The organism is Flavobacterium sp. N502540, assembly GCF_025947365.1.
Taxonomy (GTDB): Bacteria; Bacteroidota; Bacteroidia; order Flavobacteriales; family Flavobacteriaceae; genus Flavobacterium.
Genome location: NZ_CP110012.1, coordinates 1,740,529 through 1,761,810 on the forward strand (window position 1 = coordinate 1,740,529; position 21,282 = coordinate 1,761,810).

The window sequence follows — 21,282 nt, forward strand, 5'->3', positions numbered from 1 at the left end:
ATTTTACCTAAGTAGTCTAAAGATCTAAGAAAGTCTAAGCAGTCTATTTAGTTCTGTTAGCGCTAATGTACGCCGCCATAGTTTCGATGGATTGAAAAATGGTTTTTCCTTCTTTCGGGTCTACCAGTTTAATTCCGTAATCTTTATCCAGAATCACGATCAATTCAAGCGCATCAATGGAGTCTAAACCTAAACCATCTCCAAACAAAGGATCGTTATCTGCAATATCTTCGATCGCGATATCTTCAAGGTTTAAAGTAGTAATGATTTTGTTTTTTAATTCTTCTTTTAATGCTTCCATGATTATTTATTGTATAATGTATTGATAGTTTCGTTGGTATATTTTGTGTTTTCTTCCTTGCTAATTGTGCAAAGGAACGCCTTGTAATCGTCATTAAAATATTCTACCCAGCCACAAAGAACTATATCGGCTTTATCTGTATTCAGGAGAATAGCAGAATAATTGGATATAAATTCAGTGTTAAAGGCATCAAATATAAAGAAAGAATTTTCACTTTTCAGCTGATGACGGATACTTATTTCGCCCAGACAAATATTTGGCAGGGTATAAACAAAAACTGCCGGACTCGGAAAGTAGTTTTCTTTGTCGGAAATAGATTCCTGATACTTAACATCGGTATCTAGACTTGAGGATTTGTTGGCCAGAACCAAGGCAATATTGTTCTCTTTTTCATCAGAAGTTATCGGACTCAAAAGCAATTCGGCTCCTAAAAAAGCAAGTTTACTCAAAGCATCCATTTTGAAAAACTTCGGGTATTGAATATCAAAATTGCGATAGGCCTGTTTAGAGAAATCACTAAAATTAGTTGGTTCAATTTTGAATACCGAAGTTCCGTTCAAAACAATTTCGTTGTTTTCGATGGTACAATAGGATTGTATATGAGTTTTGTTTGGATTCATTGTTTTAATTTAACACTAATTGCACAAATTAGTACGAATTGATTTTGGGGTTAAATTACACTAATTAATCTGTGAAAATTAGTGCAATTCGTGGCTAATCATTTTTTACTTTTTCAAATATCACCGCCGTATTACAACCCCCAAATCCGGAAGCTGTTTTCAGGAAAAAATCAATTGTCTTTTCTTCATTTTTCTCAATAACATTTATTGATTCACTTACGCCTATTTCATCAAAACCTTTTGATTCGAAAAGTATATTTTGATTAGCAGATTCAATGGCAATTACAGTTTCTAACAATCCCGAAGCGCCTAAGGTATGACCGTAAAATCCTTTCAGACTATTGACTGGGGCATTTTGCAGACTTAAACGATTTAAAGCGATCGCTTCCATTTCGTCGTTGAAAGGCGTTGCGGTTCCGTGTGCTGAAATATAATCGATTTTGTCAGCTTCAATTTGAGCTTCTTTCAAAGCATTTTGAATACTTCTGAACAAACCTTCACCGGTTCTTGAAGGACCAGAAATATGATTGGCATCGTTTATCGAACTGTCTCCGATAACTTTTATTTTGGCATTTGCAGTTTCGGCGGTAACTAACACTGCGGCCGTCGCCTCCCCCAAGCTTACACCAGTTCTGTTTTTAGAATACGGTTTGCAAGGCAAGTCGCTCATGGCCTGAAAAGCATTAAAACCGGACAAAACAAATTCTGAAACTTCGTCACCCGCCACGACAAAAGCATGGTCATAAAGACCTGACTGAATCATTCTTTTGGCAACAGAAATGGCTAAAACTCCGGATACACAAGCATTCGAAACCACAATAGGTTGGGTTTGAAATCCGAAAAAAGTGGCAACATTTTTTGCCAAAATATCTAAATGTGCATTAGCAAAACTGTCAACAGAATTATCTTTTAAAGCTGTTACATTTCCTTTTGTGGTCGAAAGAATAAAAGCAGTTTTTGAGTTTAATTCAACTCTCGAATTTTTGATAATGGGTTCTAAAGCCAAAATCATCATTTTTTCTAAACGGGAATATTTTGTTTCAGAACTTATTTTTGCGAAGGCACTCTTTATTTTTTCATCAGAAATAATCGATGCATAAAATGAATTGGGCATTAAAGAAATATCATTGTGAAGCTGAATGCCGGAATTCCCTCGAAGAATTGCTTCAACGTTTGATTCGACATCAAAACCTAATGGTGTGATGCAGTTGGTTTGTGTAATGTATATTTCTTTTAACATTTTATGATTTTATTTCAGCGTGATTTTTATAGCACGCAGATTTAGCAGATTAGGCAGATTTGCACTGCTTGTTTTATTCTTAAATTTGTGAAAATTCGTGCCATTCGTGTTTTACTTCAACAGCCCAACTTTTCGTTTCCATTCTTCATAAAAAGGAGGATTGGTCAACATTAGATTTCCTTCCTGATCTAAAAAAACCTGAACGGTTTCTCCGGTACAAGCCACTTCACCTTTATCGTCCAGTATCCTGAAACGATAGATCATTTTGGCGGCGGGTGTGTCAATTACCGTAGTTTCTATGGTTACCACATCGCCATAACGCAAAGACAATTTGTGTTCGCATTTCGATTTTACGATTGGAGTTGTGTAGCCTGTTTTGGCAATATCCAAATAGGTAAGTCCGTGTTGACGGCCAAAGGCTTCACGTCCGTCTTCAAAATAGGTGATATAATTGCCGTGCCAAACGATTCCAAGCGGATCCGTTTCGTTAAAACGAATTCTGATTTCATGTGAAACGGTTAGTTCGGTTGCTTCGTTAAACTGTTCTTTTCTTTTTGTCATAGAATAATGCAATGGATGTTGTGATAATGAAGAACAAAAATAACAAACTTATTTTTGGAATGATTTCAAGGAAAGATACGTTGCGGAGTAAAACATCATAGAAAGCTTCTAACCCCCAGTTCATGGGTGATGATTTAGCTATAAGCTGCATGATGCCGGGCATTGCAAAAACAGGAACCCAGATTCCGCCAATCGCCGCCAGGATAATAACACTTGTCGCACCAAAAGGAGCCGATTGTTCCTGCGTGCTTGCGACCGTTCCCAATAAAATTCCGAAACCAATGGCCGCGAAACCTGAAAATAAGGCTACAACACTCATTAAAAATAAATGGCCTTCAACATTCAAAGGAGGCAAACCAATATGCGGAAATAAAAAGATTGCCACAGCGACCATCATGTAAAACTGTATCATACAAATGGCAGAGTAGGTGATGGTTTTACCGATTATAACCACAATATTAGAAACCGGATTGGTTAATAAACGAACAAACGTTCCCTGAGATTTTTCTTTTACAATATTGATAGATAAAGGAATTACAATAAAAAATATGGCAAAAAGTGTCCAGGCCGGAACATTATGCTGTACGGAGTTCGGACGCACTTCTTTGTTGTTTATTTTGGGAATAATTTCTTTAAAGGTGATGAAACTTTTTTGTTCAAATTCGGCATTTCCTTCTCCCAGCTGATTTTGAAAAGTGGTATAAATGGATTTTGTTTCGATTTGAGAAATCATCTTATCGATGGAACTCATCACAGCATTCTTGAAGCTCATTTGAACCGCAGGATCAAAATACAATTTAACTTCCTTTTCTTTAATTACTGCCGGTTTTTTGGCTTGAGCCGAAGTATCTGTTTCTGTTAGCCCCATTTTGCTCACAATGTTTTCAACATTCTGATCAATTTTGGTTTGCAGATCAACACTTAGTTTTTCCGGAATTACAATGGCCAGCTGAAACTTTCCTTTGTAAACGGCTTCCCTGGCAATTTCTTCCGTGATGGGTTTATGATCAATTTGTGTGACCACACTAAAAAGCTGACTTTTCTCCAAATTATCAAAAACGGTTTTAGACACTGAACCTTTGTCGTTATCAACCAGTAAAATCTGAATTTTATTATCGCTAACGGTTTTGAAAGTACTGTCCTGAATTAAGGTTACTGTGATTACCAAAACCAAAGGCATGATGAATAAAATGATCAAACCACCCAGATCTCGCTTGAGCAGGAGGAATTCTTTTACGACCGACATCCAAATTTTATATACCATCTCTAAAGTCTTTACCGGTTAATGAAATAAAAACTTCTTCAAGATTGCGGGCTTCTTCAGTAGAAGCAATTAAGCTTGAAGGGGTACCTTGCGCATAAATTCTGCCGCGATCTAAAATGGCAATATGAGTACAGAAGTCTTCCGCTTCTGCCAAATGATGTGACGTATATATAATGGTGGTTCCGTTTTGATTTAAGAATTTTAAATAGTCTATGATGGCATTTTTCGATTGTACGTCAACGCCAACAGTTGGTTCGTCTAAAAACAAAACTTTGGGATTGTGTAAAATTCCGGCAATCAGATTGACTCTGCGCTTCATACCGCCTGAGAAAGTCTCAATACGCTTGTCGGCAAATTTTAACAATCCTAAAAGATCTAAGGTTTCAATGACCTTGTCTTTTAGGTAATTGCCTTTTAGTCCGTACATGCTTCCGAAATAATGTAAATTTTCTCGGGCTGTCAAAGTAGGATACAATGCGTATTCCTGAGGGACAACGCCAATAATTTTTTTGATTTTGGAGGAATGATGGGTGTAATTCAGCCCATCGATCGTGAAATGCCCTGAGGTTGGTTTGATCAGCCCGCAAAGCATGGAGATTAAAGTGGTTTTTCCGGCACCATTAGGTCCCAATAACCCAAAAATCTGTCCTTGATTAATCTCCAGCGAAACGTCGTTCAAAGAATACAGATCTGCATTTTTGTACTTTTTCGAAAGGGATTCTATTTTTATTATGGATTGCAAAATATTCTTAGCTAATAGCTTTTTTTAGTTTTTTGAAAAAGATTTCTTCACGATTGGCAATGTCCAGAAGTTCATCGGCAATTGTATTGTAGGCATCTTCTTTGGCGCTTCTGTTTTTGTAAATTCTTGAGGCTTCAACGGCAAAATCACGCCATGAATCACCAATCTGTGTCATTTCTTTTGAAAGGGATTTTAATTCTTCATTGTTTAGAATCACTGAAGCTTCCTGTAAAAAAGCGGCATAAATAAATCGGAAACCTCCGCCTCCTGTACCTATTTCTTCCTGCATACGAACCATTTGTGCCAAATAGTGATTGGCTTTTTTAGTACCATGTTTTACAGGCCATTTTCGGATTTGTTTGGAAACAGATTTGATTCCGCGGACACCCACAATAGGCATTGGCGCCAACATATCGCGGCAGGTATTTTTGATTCCTTTTATAATAGCACTTTTTAAATCAACGTCTTTCGGAATTTGAATCGGATAGTACATTTGTCCTCTTGGTGCAAAAGCTCCTTTGGCAAAACGCACCTTGTCCAGTTCGTCATGTGTCAGGGTGGTAACGGTTTCCATTACAGGATCACTCACCAGATAATCGGTTTCGGTTTTTCCGTAAACCACTAAATTGTGTGCGTTAAAATGAAAGCGGTATTCATCAGGGAAATAACTCAAATGGTACACGCCAACTTGTAATCCGGTTGGAATATTATTTTTTAAATTTTCATCTAAGGCCTTATTGGCATTTATTACAGAAGAAAATTTTTGTCTTTTTATTTTTAAGTTTAAACGACTCGCCAGTTTGTTAAAAATCTGTCCGGGCAAAGTTCTGTAACTAATGGCCGGTGCATGATTGACTTTTATAAACGGCAGGTATACGAAGAAAAGTCCGGAGCCGATACCAAAAACCATTGGTTCACTGATATTCAGTCCGTTGTTTTTTAACAAATTCGAAGCTACTCCATTTTCGCAATGGGCAGATTGATGATGTGTAAAATTAGTTTGCATTACGCGGTTTTAATATTTTTTAATTCAGCTATTGAAATTTCAAAAGCATCGGCATATTTCTGTAAAGTAGCATTGCTCAATTTGGCAAAAACAGAGGGTTTAAAATGTCTTTTTACACGCCATTTCCACATTCCAACATAACTGGAAAGGATAGTGAGATCCATTTTATTAAGCTCCATATAATAACAAATCGGACTTACTTCACCCGTTTCTACCTGTTGTTTTGCTTCGGCAATTCGTTCGTTTATGTCATCAATCGAATTGGATAGTGCGATGGTTTTAGGTTCCCAACCTGTACTTAAAGTTGTGGTATAGTCGCCATTTTCATCGGTGGCATAAAGCAGTTCTTTGAGATTATTTTTGGTTAAATTGCCGTTGTCTTGTGGTACTTTTTCTTTTTCCATGGCCTTTTTATTTTCGGGAGAAGTTATGAAATAGCCGAAATCGTTTGTTGAATGAACAGATTAATTTCGCATTCTAAAAGTAGTTTGTCATCAACTAAACTTTCGCAGCTCATGGTGCATAAAGTATAATCGTCACCCGCAAATTTTGAAACTAAATTTGCTTTGGTAATAATAGTGTCATTAACTTTTGGCAGTGCATGTATTTTCAGATTCTTTATAGCACTGATGAAACCAATTACATTTACGTTTTCATTTTCTGTTCCGTCATCGTCAAAAAAATATTTTTTGCCTACAATTGAGGAACAGGTTTGTGCGGTGTTTTCGATGAGCCCGGCTTCAATAAAAATGTTGTTGTCAACAAAAATATTGTCTTCACGGATCAAAAAGGTGGTTTCTACAAAACTGGAATTTATATCCAAAATTAAATCCACCATAAGCAATGGTGCTCTGTGGGGTAGGTAGTTTTGTATGTCGACTCCGGTTTTCATTCCTATTATATTATTTGGCTAAAACGGTCTTCATTTGTCCGTTCGCAATTTCTTCATTATTCAGATACGTTACGATGTCTACCAGAGTAATTCCGGCAAACTCCTGTAAAATAGTTATGGTCGATTGAATTGTGTCGTTGACTTTGGGTAACTTTTTTATTTCAATTTCTTTGATCGATCCAATGTAGCCTGTTGGGGCTGTTTCGTTTTTTAGGAAAAATTGATAGCCTGTGTGCAAAGCCACAGATTGCGCCATATGCTCGATTAAACCTGCTTCTAAAAAGGTATCGTTGTCGGAAAAAATATTATCGTTTTCAATTTTTAATCCCGCAACCAATGAGGTCTCGGTAAACGAATACATTTTATCAACCATAACAAAAGGAAACTTTTGAGGCAATAAATTTTCGACAGCGTTTTTTTCTAAAAGTAAAGTAGTTTCCATTAGCAAACAGTTAAATAAGCATACGCAAAAGAGAATCTTCCGCTTTCAGGGACAGATAATAGAATACGTTCTCCTTTTTTCAAATTTCCTGAATTCATTAATTCTTCCAAAGCCAAGTAAATAGAGGCAGAACCAACATTGCCAACTCTTGAAAGATTCATGAACCATTTTTCATCGGCCATACCGATTCCTTTTTCACTAAGTCCTTTTTTTAGTCCTTCCACAAAAAAGTTAGAAGAAACGTGAGGGATAAAATAATCGACATGATCTGATGTGATCTTGTTTTTATCCATAGCCTCTTTCATACTTTCTGCTCCTTTGGAAAGAATAAACTCGTCCAGTAATTTTACATCTTGTTTGATGGCAAAAACCGATTCGTTTAACCATTGCTCCGGTGCATAATCGCTCCAGGCTTTGATTTCGCCATTTTCTAATTTATCACCACCGGCATACATACAGGTTTCTAATTCGTAAGCATACGAAAAGGCTTCCATCCATTCAATTTTTAATGAGATTGCTCCTTTTGGTTGGTTTTCTAATAAAAACGCTCCTGCACCATCAGATAACATCCATCGTAAAAAATCTTTTTTGAAGGCAATGATGGGCTGCTCTTCCAAGTTTTTCAAATTGGCAGCTTCGTGGTTGTACATTTGGGCATTGAGCCAGGTCGAAACTTTTTCAGATCCTGTACAAATTGCATTTTTTGAATTCCCTGATTTTACAGACAGAAAACCAAATTTTAAAGAATTCATACCTGCACAGCAAACTCCTGTTGAAGAATTTAGTTCTACAGATTTGTTTTTCAATAAACCGTGTACCATCGCAGCATGTGAAGGAAGAAAGATATCAGGTGTTGAGGTTCCGCATGAAAGTACTTCAAGATCCAGTGCTGTAAAGTTTTCATCAAACAATTGCAGAATTGCATTTCGTGTTAACTCGGCGTTGTTGTGCGTGCTTTTCCCGGACTTATCTATTGCGTAATAACGAGTTGTGATTTTATTATTGCGCAAAATAATACGTCTTGCTTTAGAGGCAGCATCATTAATGAGACCCAGATAACTTTCCATCTCATCATTAGAAATGGCTTCATTTGGCAAATACTTTGCGGCTTTGGTAATATATACTTCAAACATAATCTAATTTCGTCTTCTAAACTCCTTGATAATATTGAGTTTCTCTTTTTATGGTATTTAACTTAAAGGGGTAGGTAATAAGGTGCAATATATACACTATTGGCGAGATTAACCATATTGCAAGGAATAAATAAACATTAAATACTTTAAGAAGTGTTTTTCTGTTTTTTTGATTTTTATAAATCAGATTCGACCACTTATTAAAAATTTTATTTGCCGTTTTATCAACGGTGACCAAATAAGGGCTGATTTTAACAGCATCAATGGCAACTAATTTGGGCTGCAAGTTCTGTAATTGATTTTGCTTAAATTCAGAAAGTATCGTTTCCCCAAATTTATCTGACTCCTGAATGTCTTTTTCTGATACTCCCGGCAGTGGAAAAATACCAAGATATTTTTTCTTTACGCCCGAAAACATCCATTCTACAATCGTAATTACACTGATTAAATTTCCAACACGATCTACTAAAGCCACATTTCCAACAAGCTGAGCATTGGCTTCTTTTAGTAAAACTTTGATTTTTTCCTGCGCCATAATCCACATATTACGAGAGCCGCTTATGGTGATAACAGGTGTGTTGTTTAATATTTTTTTGGCTTCGGTACTTTTCAGAAAAGAGTTAATCGGAATAGAAGGGGATAAATACCAAACCTGGTAGTGAAACAATACCAGATCGTATTTGGTGTTTAGAATTTCTTCCGGAACCGGTTTTAGTTCGGTTGGAATTTGCAGAAATGATTCAGGAAAAGCGTCGAAAAAAGCGTCTTTATTCCATGGAAAAGGAAAAGATTTCTGCAATTGTATTTCGTGAAAAGTTACATTGATCTCTTCTGAATTCAGGAAGGGTTTAGCAATATTTCGTGCAATTGTTCCCAGTTGTCCAGACTGCGTATAATAAATTACGAGAACATTTTTCATTGTGGTATACTTGCTTTTGGTTGCGAACAAAAATAGACAAATTTATTTAAACGAATTTTCTTGTTTAAATGAATTGTTTTTGGGCCACAGATTTCGCGGATTAAACTGGTTTTCACAGTTTTTTCTTTTCGTAGAATGTCAAAAAGAAAGTGATTCCTAAGTGCAAGTAGTTTATATGTAGTGTCTTGTGTTCGGATTTAAACAGTGATACGGTTTTTGTAAATCTTCATTTTTACTTTTGTAGAATAACTTTTACAAGAGCCCCAAGAAAATAAATCTGTGTAAACCAGTTTAATCCGTGTAATCCGCGGGCTGATTTTTAATGAGCTTTGTTCCAGAAATCGAAATAATTGAACCATTGCAACGGATATTTTTGCAGAATAGTCTCAACGCTTTGTACATATTCTTTCAGCAGTCCTTTTTCATCACGATGTTTCGAGGCAGCTTCTCTGGCGTACAAATGATAATGTAAGTTAGGTTCTTTCATTACGTAAACAAAAACAACAGGAACTTTTAATCGTGAAGCAATTAAAAACGGACCCGCTGGGAAATTAGCTTCCTTACCCAATAGGTTTTCCGAAAGAGATTTGGTGCCTTCAAAGTAACGATCGCCGGTAAAACAAACCAATTCGTTATTGGCCAAAGCAGCATTGATCTCAAAAATATGAGACAAATCGTCTTTAATGATGATAAATTTTACGGTAGGTTTTTGTGTAACACTTTCCAGATAGTTTTTTATAGCAGAATGTTCCAAATCGGTAGTAACCAGATTGATTTGAAAATTAAGATCGATATCACCCAGAAAATGTTCGGCAATTTCAAAATTTCCAACATGAGCACTAATTAAAACACCTCCTTTTTTCTCGGCCAGGAGTTTTTTCAGTACCTCAATTCCGTCAAATTCATAAGTGAATCTGTTTCGCATTCCTGCCGAAATGGAAATTTTATCAATGATCGTCTGTCCAAAAGTATAGTAACTTCTGAAGACCATTTTTTTAGATTTGAACCAGGAATATTGAAGCCTTTCTTTAAAGTAATAGAAAATGGCTTTGTTGCTTTTTTTTAAAAACAAAAAGTAATATGAAGCAACAAAATAAAGCAAGACATAAGCAGCCTTAATACCCGCTTTTTGTATTAAAAAAACGAATATTCTATAGCCTAAAACTGTTCCTTTTGATTTGCCATCCCATTGACTCATTAAACAGCTTTAGCTTTTAGTTTGGTTTCAATAAGGTCATAAAAATTCTGAAAAGTAGCAATTCCAACAAAATCAGCTTCTACCAGTTTTACACCAAAGTTAGATTCGATCGAGACTACTAAGTCTACATAATCTAAACTATCTAATCCAAGTGTCTCTTTTAAATTAGCATCCGGTTCGATATCATCATTGTCTACTTCAAATTCATCAACCAAAAAACCATTAATTCTTGCTATAATCTCTTCTTTATTCATCGTTCAATTTAAACTTTTTAACCACCAACGCAGAGTTGGTTCCTCCGAATCCGAAGGAATTGGACAAAAATATGTCAAATTTTTTGTTTAAAGTAGTTTTGACCAAATTTAATTTAGCAGCATCTTCGTCAGGATTTTCTAAATTGATGTTTGGAGCAATGAAATCGTGCTGCATCATTAGGATAGAGTAGATTACTTCGCTTGCTCCTGCCATCCAGCATTCGTGACCTGTCATCGATTTGGTAGAACTTACATATGGATTTCTCTCTCCGAAAACTTCAAAAATGGCTTTAGCTTCATTTCCGTCTCCAACAGGAGTTGAGGTTGCATGAGCATTTATATAATCAACATCCGTTGCTTTTAGCTGTGCATCGTCAAGCGCTCGTTGCATGGCTATAGACGGCCCCTCAACATTAGGAGTCGAGATGTGCCCGCCGTTTGAAGAGAATCCGTAACCTGCAACTTCGGCAATGATGGTTGCGCCTCTGGCAATAGCCGATTCGTAGCTCTCCAGAATTAACGTTGCACCGCCACCACTCGGAATTAATCCGTCGCGGTCTTTGTCGAACGGACGGGAAGCTTTTTCCGGTTCGTTTTCTCTGGCCGAAAAAACACCCAAACCATCAAAACTGCTCATCGCATATTTATTGATTTCCTGTGCGCCTCCACAGATGATAACGTCCTGAAATCCGCTTTTGATTAAAAAATAAGCGAGTCCTATAGAGTGTGATCCGCTGGCACAGGCTGCACTTACAGTAAGATTGATACCGCGAAGTTTAAAAATCGTTGATAAATTCATGGTTACCGTTGAATTCATCGATTTAAAAATAGCACCTGAACCTATTAAAGCGGTGTCTTTTTTATCTCTGACAATATCAGTAGCTTCAATAACAGCTTTAGATACACTGTCGTTTCCGTACATGATTCCCACTTCGCGTTCTTCAAAAAAGGCATCATCTATATTCGCATTTTTCAATGCTTCGATCGTAGCCATATAAGCATACTCGGTCTCTTCACCAATGCTCATTCGCTGTCTGCGGGTCAATAAATTTTTTAAATCAGCCTTCGGAACCATTCCCGTCAGGGCCGATTGGAAACCAAATTCTTTTCTTTCAGAATCAAACTGAATACCTGATTTTCCCTGGTATAAAGATTCCTTTACTTCATCTAAAGAAGTTCCGATACAAGAATAAATTCCCATTCCAGTAATTACAACTCTTTTATTCATGGTGGTATTTCAAAGTATTTTCTATCCTTAAAGTGTGTGTTTTTTTGAAGTTTTTTTAATAAAACTTTGCGACTCTGCGTCTTTGTGAGCAATTTTTGACGTTTAAAAAAACTTAAAACAATCTCACAAACATAGGATTATTAAGAATATATTCCTCCATTTATATTGATAATCTCTCCTGTAATGTAACTTGATTTTTTTGAAATCAAAAAGCTTACCAAATCTGCAACTTCCTCCGCTTCTCCAAATCGATTAACCGGAATTAGCTTTAATAATTCTTTTTCGTCCAGTTCACTGGTCATGTCCGTTTTAATAAAACCGGGTGCAACAGCATTTACAGTAATATTTCGTTTGGCAACTTCCTGAGCCAGTGCTTTGGTGGCTGCAACAATTGCGCCTTTTGCCGCTGAATAATTCGTTTGTCCGGCTGTTCCTTTTACACCCGAAACGGAAACCATATTAACAATTCGGCCGTATTTATTGCGCAGCATTTTTTGAATAAAAAACTGTGTAACATTAAAAAATCCGTTTAAACTCGTGTTTACTACACCGTTCCAGTCTTCGGGACTCATCCACATAAAAAGACCGTCTTTTGTAATTCCGGCATTGTTTACAATTGCCTCTACAATTGCTTCCGGATTAGCTTCCTGCCATTGTGTTAATGTTTTTTGTACGTCTTCAAAATTGGAAACATCAAAACCTAAGATTTCTCCCGTTGCTCCTAGTTTTTGTATTTCCTGAAGTGTTACTTCGGCAGCTGTTTTATTCGAGTGGTAGTTAATCAGGATATGATAATTTGCATCAACGGCTAATTTTTTACAAATAGCACTTCCAATTCCTCGTGAACCGCCAGTTACTAATACACATTTCATATTCAGAATTTATTTTTATTTGTTCAATATAAAATCACTTTTTTTAGCAATTTCATATGCAGAACTTATTTGGTTAATAGGTTTTATTTCTTCTTTTTGGCTACCGGTTTTTTGGTAGTTTTTGTCTCTGACTTTTCAGTCGTTTTGGTTTCCGCTTTCGGTTTCTCTGCAGCGATTTCTGCTGTGCTGATTCTTTCTTTTGATTGTGAAAATAGTTCCGCATTTTCAAACCATTGGTTGCCTAATACAGTTCCGTCTGGTTTTAAGAATCCCCATTTTCCTTCATTTTTTACTCGGGCCAGACCATCGATAAAGCCTTTGTCTTGTTTTACGAACAGCGCAATAACAAAACCATTTGCTGTAATATTGTATTGGGTTGGAATAACTAATTTTCCGGTTTGATTGATGAAACCCCAGTTTTTTTCTTTTACAGGAGCCAGTCCGTCAGCACTGAAAACTTCGGCATCGCTGTAGGTCGGTTCAATTACAAATTCAGCTTTCGGATTGATATACCCCCATTTTGAACCTACACAAACCGGAGCTAAACTTTTTGAAAACGCTTTCACCTTGTCATAAATTGGAGTAATTACCCAATTTCCTTTTAAGTCAATGAATCCAATTTTGCCATTTTTCTTGGCGTATGTAAGATCCTGCGTATCAAAATCCCAGATTTTTTCAGCTCCGTCAACAGGAATAAAACTTCCTGAACTAACTATTCCAAAGGTTTTATCTTTTCTTGCCCAGCTTGTGTTTTTGAAATAATTGCCTATTTCTTCATACGCAGGCTCGATCATTTCTTTACCGGAAGTATTAATAATTCCCCATTTTTTATTGTTTTCAACTCTGGCAAAACCGTTTTCAAAAGATTTGATCTGATCGTATTTTGGTTCTAAAACAACGGCCATTTTCGAATTGATTAATCCTACTTTGCCATTTTGTCGAATGAACGCTACACCATTTTCGAAATCAAAAAGTTTGTCTGACACAGGAGCGTTCTGAACTTCTCCTTTTGTATTGATATAAACCCAGTCTTTGTCTTTTTGTACAACTGCAATTCCGCTGTTGAAATCTTTAACATTTTTAAAATCTGCCGGAATTACCCAGGCTCCTTTAGCATCTATAAACCCCCATTTTCCATTATTTTCCACAGCTGCCAATCCTTCAGAAAAGCTTCTTGCGGATTTGTACTGAGGCTCAATTTTAAAATTTCCGTCTTTGGAAAGATATCCAATTTTTGAATCTTTTTTAACTAACGCCAATTCCTGACTATTAACAAATTGAATAGTGAATGCAAATAAAATAATAAGTGTCTTTTTCATGATTTTAAAGGTTCAATATTAATAATGTAAAAATAAGTATTAACTGTGAATCAGGTAATCTTTTACTTTCTGAACAAAAGGATACATCACCTGGTCTTCTTTAAATTCAGGAATAATGTTTCGAATATCGTCGTACCATTTTTTGGTAACGGATGAAATTTTATCTTTTTGCCCTAAATAATCAATAGCCTGAACGATGGTGATCATTTCGATACCTAAAACTTCAAATGAGTTTTCGATTACTTTTGAAGTAATAACGGCAGCATTGGTTCCCATACTTACAATGTCCTGATTGTCGTTGTTGTTCGGGATGCTGTGAACGTACATCGGGTTAGACAACATCTGGCTTTCGGCAGTGGTTGAGGTAGCGGTAAACTGAACCCCCTGCATTCCGAAATTGAATCCTAAAGTTCCTAAGTTAACAAACGGAGGAAGGATTTCATTGATTTTTGAATTCAGTAAATAATTCAGCTGACGTTCTGCCAACATCGTTAATTTGGTAATAACAATTTTTAGTTTATCCATTTCAAGCGAAATATAATCGCCGTGGAAATTTCCTCCGTGATAAACGTGTTTGTTTTTTACATCTATAATAGGATTGTCGTTTGCCGAGTTAAATTCGTCTTCAAGAATTGAAGCGACATTGTTTATAGTTTCTAAAACCGGTCCTAAAATTTGAGGAACACAACGTAAAGAATAGTATTCCTGAACTTTTTCTTTGAAGATTTCTTCGGTGTTTTCTCCGGAATATAAGTGATCTTCTCTTTTACGGATCAAGGTACTGTCTGAAAGATTTTGTCTCATTCTTGAGGCTACTTCCTGTTGTCCTTTATGACGTTTGGTTTGGTTTAATTCTTCAGAGAAATGATCGTCGTATGCCTGAACCAATTCGTTGATTGCGCAGGAACATTTTAAAGACCAGTCTAATAATTTTTTGGCAAGATGTACATTTACAACTCCAATTCCGGTCATTACCGAAGTTCCGTTGATTAAAGCCAGACCTTCTCTGATTTCTACCTGAATAGGTTTTAAACCTTCAATTTCAAAAACTTCAGAAGTTGGTCTTCGGTCTCCTTTATAAAAAACTTCGCCTTCGCCAATTAAAACCAAAGCTAAGTGTGATAATTGTACTAAATCTCCGCTGGCACCTACACCGCCATGCTCAAAAATAAGAGGAGTAATGTCTTTGTTGATCAGTTCTGCCATCAAGTGAATTACAGAAGGATGAACCCCTGAATTACCTAATGATAAAGTGTTTAAACGAGCCAAAATTGCTGCTTTCGCACAAACAGGGCTTAAAGGTTTTCCCGTTCCTGAAGAGTGGCTTCGGATTAAATTGTATTGTAATTGTATTTGATCAGATTCTTTAATTCTATATTGGGCCATTGGTCCGAAACCAGTGTTGACACCATATATTACTTTGTTTCCTGAAAATTCTTTTAGGAAATTGAAGCTTTCATTCACTCTGTTTAAAACAATATCGCTGATGACAACTTTATTATTTCCAAAAATAATAGACTCGAATTCTGCTAAACTTAAATATTCATTAATTGTGTTCATTAAATCGTTTTTGGTTGTGCTAATTTAATTTTATTTATCAAAATAAATGTAGTTATTTTGATGATGGCAAATGTAGGTTAATAATTGATAATAATATTAATATGATAAAGGAGTTTGTTGATGTTTTAGTCATTGGCGCAGGACCATCAGGATGTGTCTCGGCATCGTATCTTCACAAAAACAATATTAAGATAAAAGTAGTTGAAAAAACAAAATTTCCAAGACTTGTAGTAGGCGAAAGTCTTATCCCTCGAGTAATGGATCATTTTGCTGAGGCTGAGCTTTTTGAGAGTTTGGATGCGATGAATTTTGAGAAAAAACTTGGTGCTCGTTTTATCAGAGGAGAAGAAATTTGTGTTTTTGATTTCAGCAAAAAATTTGGTGAAGGCTGGGACTGGACCTGGCAGGTACCGCGTGCTGATTTTGACAACACCATGGCGCAGGAAGTGATTAGAAAAGGAATTGATCTGGAATTTGAAACAGAGGTTCTGGAGGTTTCTTTTGAGGGTAAAAACTCTAAAACAATTGTAAAAGATAAGGATGGAAACCTAAAAGAAATACACGCTAAATTCATTATTGATTCCAGTGGATACGGACGTGTTTTACCAAGACTTTTAGACTTGGACACCCCATCAAAATTAGATCCGCATTCTTCGATTTTTACACATGTAAAAGATATTAACAGAGAAGAAGGTGAAGAGGGAACTCAAATTTCTTTTGATATTTTGGAAACCGAAGTTTGGTTATGGGTAATTCCTTTCTCAAACGGAAATACGAGTCTGGGGGTTGTAGGCCCAACCGATTTTATTAATTCGCTTTCAGAAAACAAAGACAATGCGGAGGCTTTACGAAATGCGATTCAGAAATCAGATTATTATATCAAAAGATTTAAAGGAACCGAATTTTTATTTGAGCCGGTAAAATTGGAGAATTATTCAAGAGCGGTAAAAAGAATGTACGGTGATGGTTTTGCTTTAACAGGAAACAGTTCTGAATTTTTAGATCCGGTATTTTCATCTGGAGTGGCCTTTGCAACCGAATCCGGAATGCTGGCGGCCAAATTGTACCTTAAAGAATCTCAGGGAATCGAAGTAGATTGGGAAACAGAATTCACCGGATATATGAAAAGGGGGATAGCTGTTTTTACTACGTATGTACAGGAATGGTACACTGGGAATCTTCAGACTTTGTTTTTTCATCAGCCGGAAAATCCAGATGTGAAAGAAAAGATCTGTTCGGTATTGGCAGGATATGTTTGGAACGAAGAAAATCCGTTTGTAAAAAAACACGATCACGTGATAAAGAATATGGCCTATTTACTAAATATGCAAAAAGAACAAAGCCCTGAATAATCAGGGCTTTTGTTTAGGTGATTGTTTCTATTGCAGCGTCATATTTCGCCCTTACAGGGCTCTAATTTATAAATAAACCTTTTATTTCTATAAATATTTTATCCCTCCGGGATATAAAAAGAGAAGTAGTTTTTTTAGTTAGAAAATTACTGTTATTTGCTCCGTCGGAGCAAAATCTTTATAGCAGATAGATTTATACGGAGAAGAAAGCACCAGCGGATTGCTCCATTGGAGCAAAATATTTATAGATTCCGGAGGAGCGGCATATTTTAGGTTTTATCGTTTTATTTATATGCTTTTTTTACTATCAGTTTAGACATTGATTTTGCTGTTTTGGCGAAACCTTCACCAATTCTGGTTTCGTTGCTGAAATTACTGCCCCATTGATCACCCGGAGCTTCTTCGCTTGTGATTTCTAATAGGACATTTGATTTATTAGCGGTTTCAACAAATTTTAAGTTGGTCGTTACTTTTGCGGGCTGCTTCATAATTCCGGCATCCCAACCCGGATAGATCCATACCGCAGTCACGATTAAAGTATAAGGAGTTTTTAAATTTTCCTGAAAGTTCAAATCCTTTTTTTCTTTGGTTAAAACAATATTGGCAATTTCTAAAAATTTAGGCGTCCAGATTTGATCTTTTGCACTAATCCATTTTTTTTCCCAGATGTTTCCGTTGCCTTTTGCCTTTTGATCTAACTCGGCTTTATGTTCCTGGACATACTGTGCTTCCGGTTTTTTTTCTTTCATCATAGTAAAATTACTATAATCAAATTCGGTATTGATTTCTTTTTGATCTTTTAAGAAATCAAAGTTTCCTTTTACTACTTCCATGTCCTGTGCAAAAGCTGCTCCTGAGATAATAAATAAAGCAAAGATTAATTTTTTCATTTTTTGTTTTGTTTTTGGTTAATTAGTGTGTTAAAAGTAATTAAAATGTTTGTATAAATATTTTTCCTGTTAAAATAAAATCATCTATAAGCTAAAGTTAAAAATGGTTTTTACCGCTAAGAGCGCAAAGGTTTACGCAAGGAAGCTGTAACAAAATATTTTTATTTCCTGTTTTGTTACATCAAAATGCTGTGCCCAAATTAGCACTTAAAAAGGAACGCGGATTACACGGATTCGCTTTGCGAAAACACGGATCAGCGCGGATTTTTTATTATTGGTTAGAGAATAATTTTTATTCCTAATAAATCTGTTTTTATCAGCGTCTTCGCAAAACGAATCCGTGTAATCCGTGTGCTGTTTTTTAACCACAAAGTATGCAAAGGTTTACATAAGGCAACAGATACACCAAAACAAAAAAAGAGGCGTTAGTGAACGCCTCCTTATTATTTAAAAAATAATTTTAGGTTTAAGATCCTGTTTAATTTTTTAATATTTTGTTGGAAATCTTTTTACCATTTTCAAGTTTTACAGCCACTATATACCAGCCGTTTTTAAGTTCGGAGAGATTGATTTTAGTTTTATTTTTCAGGGTGATAACATTTTCACCATTCATATCAAAAACGTATACGACTTCAACTTTTTCTTTGGTGTCGATACTTAGCTCCTCCTTAACGGGATTAGGATAGATAATCAGAGAGGAATTAAAAGTAAGATCATCATTTGGAGCAGCAGTACTGGACGTGCTAGTGCCGGAAGTTTGATTGATATAATAATCCTGTAATTTTTGAATCCAAAAATGATCATCAGTCAGCGTAGTTCCCGGGTTTCCAATTCCATCCGTACTGGCTCCTACGCCTGCTCCCATTAAGACAAGTTTGGTTCCGCTACTTTTTACCTCTGCAAAGTGATTTCCAAAAGTTACTTTTTTTGTAGTGGGATTAACCAGAAGTTTAGGGTCGGCATGTTTATTCTGACTGAAATAGTTATAACGAGTCGCGTCATTTGAGAAATTTACGGTATCTCCAAAGAAAAAAGTAGTAGCAGAATCTTCGTAGTGCTGGCTGGTATTATTTAAAATTTGGAAAGGACCTGCTGTTCGTTCGTTTACGGTTTCTGAACCATTGATATGTCCTACCGGGATTTGCCAGAGGACAACATGTTTGCCAGAGGCTTCGTAAAGTTTTTGAACAAAATTCAGGTAATTCATCCAGTGGTCATTATTCCAGAACCAGGTATAAGAGAAGGGATCTGCAGGATTTCCGGTACTTCCGGCGCCCATGGCATCAAGACCATATTTGTCTATAGAAATAAAGTCTGCATTATTAGACATAATTCCCATACTATTGGTGTATTGAAAAATATCTGCAGCGGTTTGTTTAATTTTGTTAAGCTGGGTGGTAAAGGTCCCGGTATCTGTTTCTCTAATGATTCCTTTTGGACCGGCTACACCAGCTTTTGCCCAAAGATTAAGCTGCCATCCAAATTCCATATTCAGGTTTTCGTCTGTTCTTTTCTTGTTGAGCTCAAAATTGATTCTTTCTACGAGGGTTTTTAATGTACCTACATTTTGGGCAATACTTGTTGCATTTACGGCCGTTGTAGTCGTTATAGGTTCGTTATACTGCTGCATATAGCCCAGAAAATCAGGTTCTAATACCACTCCAAAAAACTCATCTCCCAGTTCAGCTTTAACCTGATTCAGAAAAAGGTTGAGATTATTGAAATAAGCCGTCATATAGGAAGGATCTTTTACGTGTGCCAGATCCAGATCGTAAGATTCGCTTCCGTCGGGAATGTTATAAAAAACAAAGAAAGGAATAAGGCCCATTTTTAATGAATTCCTTGCAAATTTTATAGCTCTGTCAGGCTGCCAGGTATTCCATCCGGCTATTGGACCTCCATTGATATAGATATATCGTACATCCATTCTGTTGTTTTTGAGCAGATTGCTGTCGTCGATATTGTTGTTGTAAAAATTGACATCGTCGGTAGTGTCTTCGGATACAGATCCTACAGAAACATAATCAGGATATTTTAATGCGCTTCCATTGGCATTGTCTATTCTTAAACCAAGATAATATATGGTACCATCTGAAGTGGTTATCTGAAGTCCGGATCTGCCCGCTTTTTTAGAGATAATTTTTAAAGTATTTCCGGTAATAGTATAATCAAATACGGTAGTGTTCCTTCTTTTTAAGGAAGTGATAGTCTTATCAAACACGAATGTTTTTTGTATTCCACTAATCGCTTTTATTTGATTTGGAAGTGAAGCAAAGGATATATTTTGTGTGGCAGGATTCACAATAGTAAGTTGTAAACCGGATGTTGCTGTGGTCCCATTGTTGTCTGTGACTACTATTTGCAGTGAATTGTTTCCATAATTCTGAGGAGTCCAATTAAAGGTATAAGAATTTTGTGGATTGGTACTCACATTAGCATTAGTTCCGGCGGTGAGATCTTTAAACAGTATGCTGCTAATTGAACTTCCGGACGAAGGCTGAATAGTAAAAGTAATGCCTATAGGAGAGAAATTAAGTTGAGAATAGGAAGTAGTGTTTGGCGGACCGGTAATCGTTATCACAGCAGGAGCAGTAATCGCAATTTTAATAGTTGTGTTGACTACAGTGCTTATTCCAATCGAATTTACAGAGGTATATCGAATGTTGTAATCTCCATAAGCGGTAGGGGTCCAGTTGTACGATATCGTGTTGCCGGATAAACTCATATTGTAAGTTGCATAAGAAGACTCTGTTGTCTTTTTTATTTCGACCTTATTTTGTGTTGCCGAAAAACCGTACAGATTGAGTGATGCGGTAAGATTGATAGCCGATAATGTACTTTTTATAATAATTTGTCCATCGGCGTAGGCAGGAGAAATAGCTATTGGCTTGATACACACACCAAGAAAAGTGTAAGCAGAAGACTGATCAGGAATTTCTGTTCCGGCGACCCAGTATTTGGCTTTATAGACACCGTTGTTGTATCGTATAATATTGTTTACATTGTAGTTGGGTGTTGCGCTGTTCCAGTCAGAAACGGTATTGCAGGCAGTATAAGCCAGAGATGGATTATTAATAATTAATTGCTCGTCACAGCTTCCTACTGCAGACCAGACACTACTAGATCCGGGAGTACTGCCGGCTCCCTGAGACCAGGAATTGTTTTTGTACACCATATTATTGTAACGGACATAAGAGTTACTGGAATATTGTGTGACCGCATACCAAGCTGGAATTCCACAGGAGCTGCCTAATTGGGCTTTAGCCAGAGTTGGAATAAAACAGACAAGAAAAGAGAAGAATAAAAGTTTATAATTTTTTATCATAGTAAAAACATTTAATACGTTATACATTCCGTTAATTGTGATTGTTTGAAAAAACGTATCGTTTTTACCTCTTTAAATTTGGTACCTAAAGTTTAAAGATTAACCATACGCAAATCAAATATAGTAAGAAATTACTTTGCTCAAATACCAGTTGTTGTAAGTGA

Annotated in this window: 21 protein-coding genes; 1 reads left to right on the top strand and 20 read right to left on the bottom strand. The window is 36.3% G+C overall.

Translation table 11 applies throughout. The features are described from left to right. Positions 1–43: 43 nt before the first annotated feature. The 18 genes from OLM58_RS07720 to OLM58_RS07805 form a co-directional block, all read right to left on the bottom strand. Positions 44–301, bottom strand: a complete 258-nt coding sequence (locus OLM58_RS07720) for a phosphopantetheine-binding protein (RefSeq protein WP_017496902.1) — start codon at positions 299–301, stop codon at positions 44–46. A gap of 2 nt (positions 302–303) precedes the next feature. Continuing rightward, entirely contained in the window at positions 304–921 is a 618-nt protein-coding gene (locus OLM58_RS07725) for a 3-oxoacyl-ACP synthase (RefSeq protein ID WP_264531835.1), read from the bottom strand. A gap of 94 nt (positions 922–1,015) precedes the next feature. Then, positions 1,016–2,161 carry a beta-ketoacyl-[acyl-carrier-protein] synthase family protein gene (locus OLM58_RS07730; RefSeq protein ID WP_264531836.1) on the bottom strand — a complete coding sequence of 382 codons (1,146 nt, stop codon included), beginning with the start codon at positions 2,159–2,161 and terminating at the stop codon, positions 1,016–1,018. Between the two features lie 111 nt (positions 2,162–2,272). Beyond that, complete coding sequence (locus OLM58_RS07735) at positions 2,273–2,722, bottom strand: acyl-CoA thioesterase (RefSeq protein WP_017496905.1); 450 nt, start codon at positions 2,720–2,722, stop codon at positions 2,273–2,275. Further along, complete coding sequence (locus tag OLM58_RS07740; RefSeq protein WP_264531837.1) at positions 2,697–3,986, bottom strand: ABC transporter permease; 1,290 nt, start codon at positions 3,984–3,986, stop codon at positions 2,697–2,699. The genes OLM58_RS07735 and OLM58_RS07740 overlap by 26 nt, the downstream gene beginning before the upstream one ends. Further along, on the bottom strand, positions 3,976–4,728 hold the full coding sequence (locus tag OLM58_RS07745) for an ABC transporter ATP-binding protein (protein WP_264531838.1): 753 nt from the start codon (positions 4,726–4,728) through the stop codon (positions 3,976–3,978). The genes OLM58_RS07740 and OLM58_RS07745 overlap by 11 nt, the downstream gene beginning before the upstream one ends. 7 nt (positions 4,729–4,735) lie before the next feature. Next, positions 4,736–5,734, bottom strand: a complete 999-nt coding sequence (locus tag OLM58_RS07750) for a BtrH N-terminal domain-containing protein (protein ID WP_264531839.1) — start codon at positions 5,732–5,734, stop codon at positions 4,736–4,738. Further along, positions 5,734–6,138, bottom strand: a complete 405-nt coding sequence (locus OLM58_RS07755) for a hypothetical protein (RefSeq protein WP_264531840.1) — start codon at positions 6,136–6,138, stop codon at positions 5,734–5,736. The genes OLM58_RS07750 and OLM58_RS07755 overlap by 1 nt, the downstream gene beginning before the upstream one ends. Positions 6,139–6,161: 23 nt before the next feature. Next, a complete protein-coding gene (locus OLM58_RS07760; RefSeq protein WP_264531841.1) occupies positions 6,162–6,626 on the bottom strand; it encodes an ABC transporter permease in 465 nt (154 codons plus the stop codon). A 10-nt stretch (positions 6,627–6,636) separates the two neighbouring features. Continuing rightward, positions 6,637–7,068 carry a hypothetical protein gene (locus OLM58_RS07765; RefSeq protein WP_264531842.1) on the bottom strand — a complete coding sequence of 144 codons (432 nt, stop codon included), beginning with the start codon at positions 7,066–7,068 and terminating at the stop codon, positions 6,637–6,639. Continuing rightward, positions 7,068–8,201 carry a beta-ketoacyl-ACP synthase III gene (locus OLM58_RS07770; protein WP_264531843.1) on the bottom strand — a complete coding sequence of 378 codons (1,134 nt, stop codon included), beginning with the start codon at positions 8,199–8,201 and terminating at the stop codon, positions 7,068–7,070. Before OLM58_RS07770 ends, OLM58_RS07765 begins: the two co-directional genes overlap by 1 nt. Positions 8,202–8,217: 16 nt before the next feature. Continuing rightward, positions 8,218–9,120, bottom strand: coding sequence for a dialkylrecorsinol condensing enzyme DarA (locus OLM58_RS07775; RefSeq protein WP_264531844.1), 903 nt, complete (start codon positions 9,118–9,120; stop codon positions 8,218–8,220). A 319-nt stretch (positions 9,121–9,439) separates the two neighbouring features. Then, positions 9,440–10,318, bottom strand: a complete 879-nt coding sequence (locus OLM58_RS07780; RefSeq protein ID WP_264531845.1) for a lipid A biosynthesis acyltransferase — start codon at positions 10,316–10,318, stop codon at positions 9,440–9,442. Continuing rightward, entirely contained in the window at positions 10,318–10,572 is a 255-nt protein-coding gene (locus OLM58_RS07785; protein WP_264531846.1) for a phosphopantetheine-binding protein, read from the bottom strand. Before OLM58_RS07785 ends, OLM58_RS07780 begins: the two co-directional genes overlap by 1 nt. Continuing rightward, a complete protein-coding gene (locus OLM58_RS07790; RefSeq protein ID WP_017496916.1) occupies positions 10,565–11,800 on the bottom strand; it encodes a beta-ketoacyl-[acyl-carrier-protein] synthase family protein in 1,236 nt (411 codons plus the stop codon). The genes OLM58_RS07785 and OLM58_RS07790 overlap by 8 nt, the downstream gene beginning before the upstream one ends. A 140-nt stretch (positions 11,801–11,940) precedes the next feature. Continuing rightward, on the bottom strand, positions 11,941–12,672 hold the full coding sequence (gene fabG, locus OLM58_RS07795) for a 3-oxoacyl-ACP reductase FabG (RefSeq protein ID WP_017496917.1): 732 nt from the start codon (positions 12,670–12,672) through the stop codon (positions 11,941–11,943). An 83-nt stretch (positions 12,673–12,755) separates the two neighbouring features. Continuing rightward, the gene (locus OLM58_RS07800; protein ID WP_264531847.1) at positions 12,756–13,991 is read right to left on the bottom strand and encodes a WG repeat-containing protein; all 1,236 of its coding nucleotides are present in this window, start codon (positions 13,989–13,991) and stop codon (positions 12,756–12,758) included. A 39-nt stretch (positions 13,992–14,030) separates the two neighbouring features. Beyond that, a complete protein-coding gene (locus tag OLM58_RS07805; RefSeq protein WP_070906174.1) occupies positions 14,031–15,551 on the bottom strand; it encodes an HAL/PAL/TAL family ammonia-lyase in 1,521 nt (506 codons plus the stop codon). Positions 15,552–15,652: 101 nt separating this feature from the next. On the opposite strand from OLM58_RS07805, the gene OLM58_RS07810 reads away from it, so the two are divergent. Next, positions 15,653–16,903, top strand: a complete 1,251-nt coding sequence (locus tag OLM58_RS07810; protein WP_070906173.1) for an NAD(P)/FAD-dependent oxidoreductase — start codon at positions 15,653–15,655, stop codon at positions 16,901–16,903. Positions 16,904–17,187: 284 nt separating this feature from the next. On the opposite strand, the gene OLM58_RS07815 is transcribed toward OLM58_RS07810, so the two are convergent. Both OLM58_RS07815 and OLM58_RS07820 read right to left on the bottom strand, forming a co-directional pair. Further along, complete coding sequence (locus OLM58_RS07815; RefSeq protein ID WP_070906172.1) at positions 17,188–17,793, bottom strand: hypothetical protein; 606 nt, start codon at positions 17,791–17,793, stop codon at positions 17,188–17,190. A gap of 478 nt (positions 17,794–18,271) precedes the next feature. Beyond that, complete coding sequence (locus OLM58_RS07820; protein WP_264531848.1) at positions 18,272–21,118, bottom strand: T9SS type A sorting domain-containing protein; 2,847 nt, start codon at positions 21,116–21,118, stop codon at positions 18,272–18,274. Positions 21,119–21,282: the final 164 nt, after the last annotated feature.

Coding starts and splice junctions, on each gene's coding strand:
- OLM58_RS07775 (WP_264531844.1), bottom strand. CDS start 9,120: ATGAAAAATGTTCTCGTAATTTATTATACGCAGTCTGGACAACTGGGA.
- OLM58_RS07735 (WP_017496905.1), bottom strand. CDS start 2,722: ATGACAAAAAGAAAAGAACAGTTTAACGAAGCAACCGAACTAACCGTT.
- OLM58_RS07805 (WP_070906174.1), bottom strand. CDS start 15,551: ATGAACACAATTAATGAATATTTAAGTTTAGCAGAATTCGAGTCTATT.
- OLM58_RS07760 (WP_264531841.1), bottom strand. CDS start 6,626: ATGAAAACCGGAGTCGACATACAAAACTACCTACCCCACAGAGCACCA.
- OLM58_RS07770 (WP_264531843.1), bottom strand. CDS start 8,201: ATGTTTGAAGTATATATTACCAAAGCCGCAAAGTATTTGCCAAATGAA.
- OLM58_RS07750 (WP_264531839.1), bottom strand. CDS start 5,734: ATGCAAACTAATTTTACACATCATCAATCTGCCCATTGCGAAAATGGA.
- OLM58_RS07800 (WP_264531847.1), bottom strand. CDS start 13,991: ATGAAAAAGACACTTATTATTTTATTTGCATTCACTATTCAATTTGTT.
- OLM58_RS07810 (WP_070906173.1), top strand. CDS start 15,653: ATGATAAAGGAGTTTGTTGATGTTTTAGTCATTGGCGCAGGACCATCA.
- OLM58_RS07755 (WP_264531840.1), bottom strand. CDS start 6,138: ATGGAAAAAGAAAAAGTACCACAAGACAACGGCAATTTAACCAAAAAT.
- OLM58_RS07765 (WP_264531842.1), bottom strand. CDS start 7,068: ATGGAAACTACTTTACTTTTAGAAAAAAACGCTGTCGAAAATTTATTG.
- OLM58_RS07815 (WP_070906172.1), bottom strand. CDS start 17,793: ATGAAAAAATTAATCTTTGCTTTATTTATTATCTCAGGAGCAGCTTTT.
- OLM58_RS07725 (WP_264531835.1), bottom strand. CDS start 921: ATGAATCCAAACAAAACTCATATACAATCCTATTGTACCATCGAAAAC.
- OLM58_RS07740 (WP_264531837.1), bottom strand. CDS start 3,986: ATGGTATATAAAATTTGGATGTCGGTCGTAAAAGAATTCCTCCTGCTC.
- OLM58_RS07730 (WP_264531836.1), bottom strand. CDS start 2,161: ATGTTAAAAGAAATATACATTACACAAACCAACTGCATCACACCATTA.
- OLM58_RS07820 (WP_264531848.1), bottom strand. CDS start 21,118: ATGATAAAAAATTATAAACTTTTATTCTTCTCTTTTCTTGTCTGTTTT.
- OLM58_RS07785 (WP_264531846.1), bottom strand. CDS start 10,572: ATGAATAAAGAAGAGATTATAGCAAGAATTAATGGTTTTTTGGTTGAT.
- OLM58_RS07780 (WP_264531845.1), bottom strand. CDS start 10,318: ATGAGTCAATGGGATGGCAAATCAAAAGGAACAGTTTTAGGCTATAGA.
- fabG (WP_017496917.1), bottom strand. CDS start 12,672: ATGAAATGTGTATTAGTAACTGGCGGTTCACGAGGAATTGGAAGTGCT.
- OLM58_RS07790 (WP_017496916.1), bottom strand. CDS start 11,800: ATGAATAAAAGAGTTGTAATTACTGGAATGGGAATTTATTCTTGTATC.
- OLM58_RS07720 (WP_017496902.1), bottom strand. CDS start 301: ATGGAAGCATTAAAAGAAGAATTAAAAAACAAAATCATTACTACTTTA.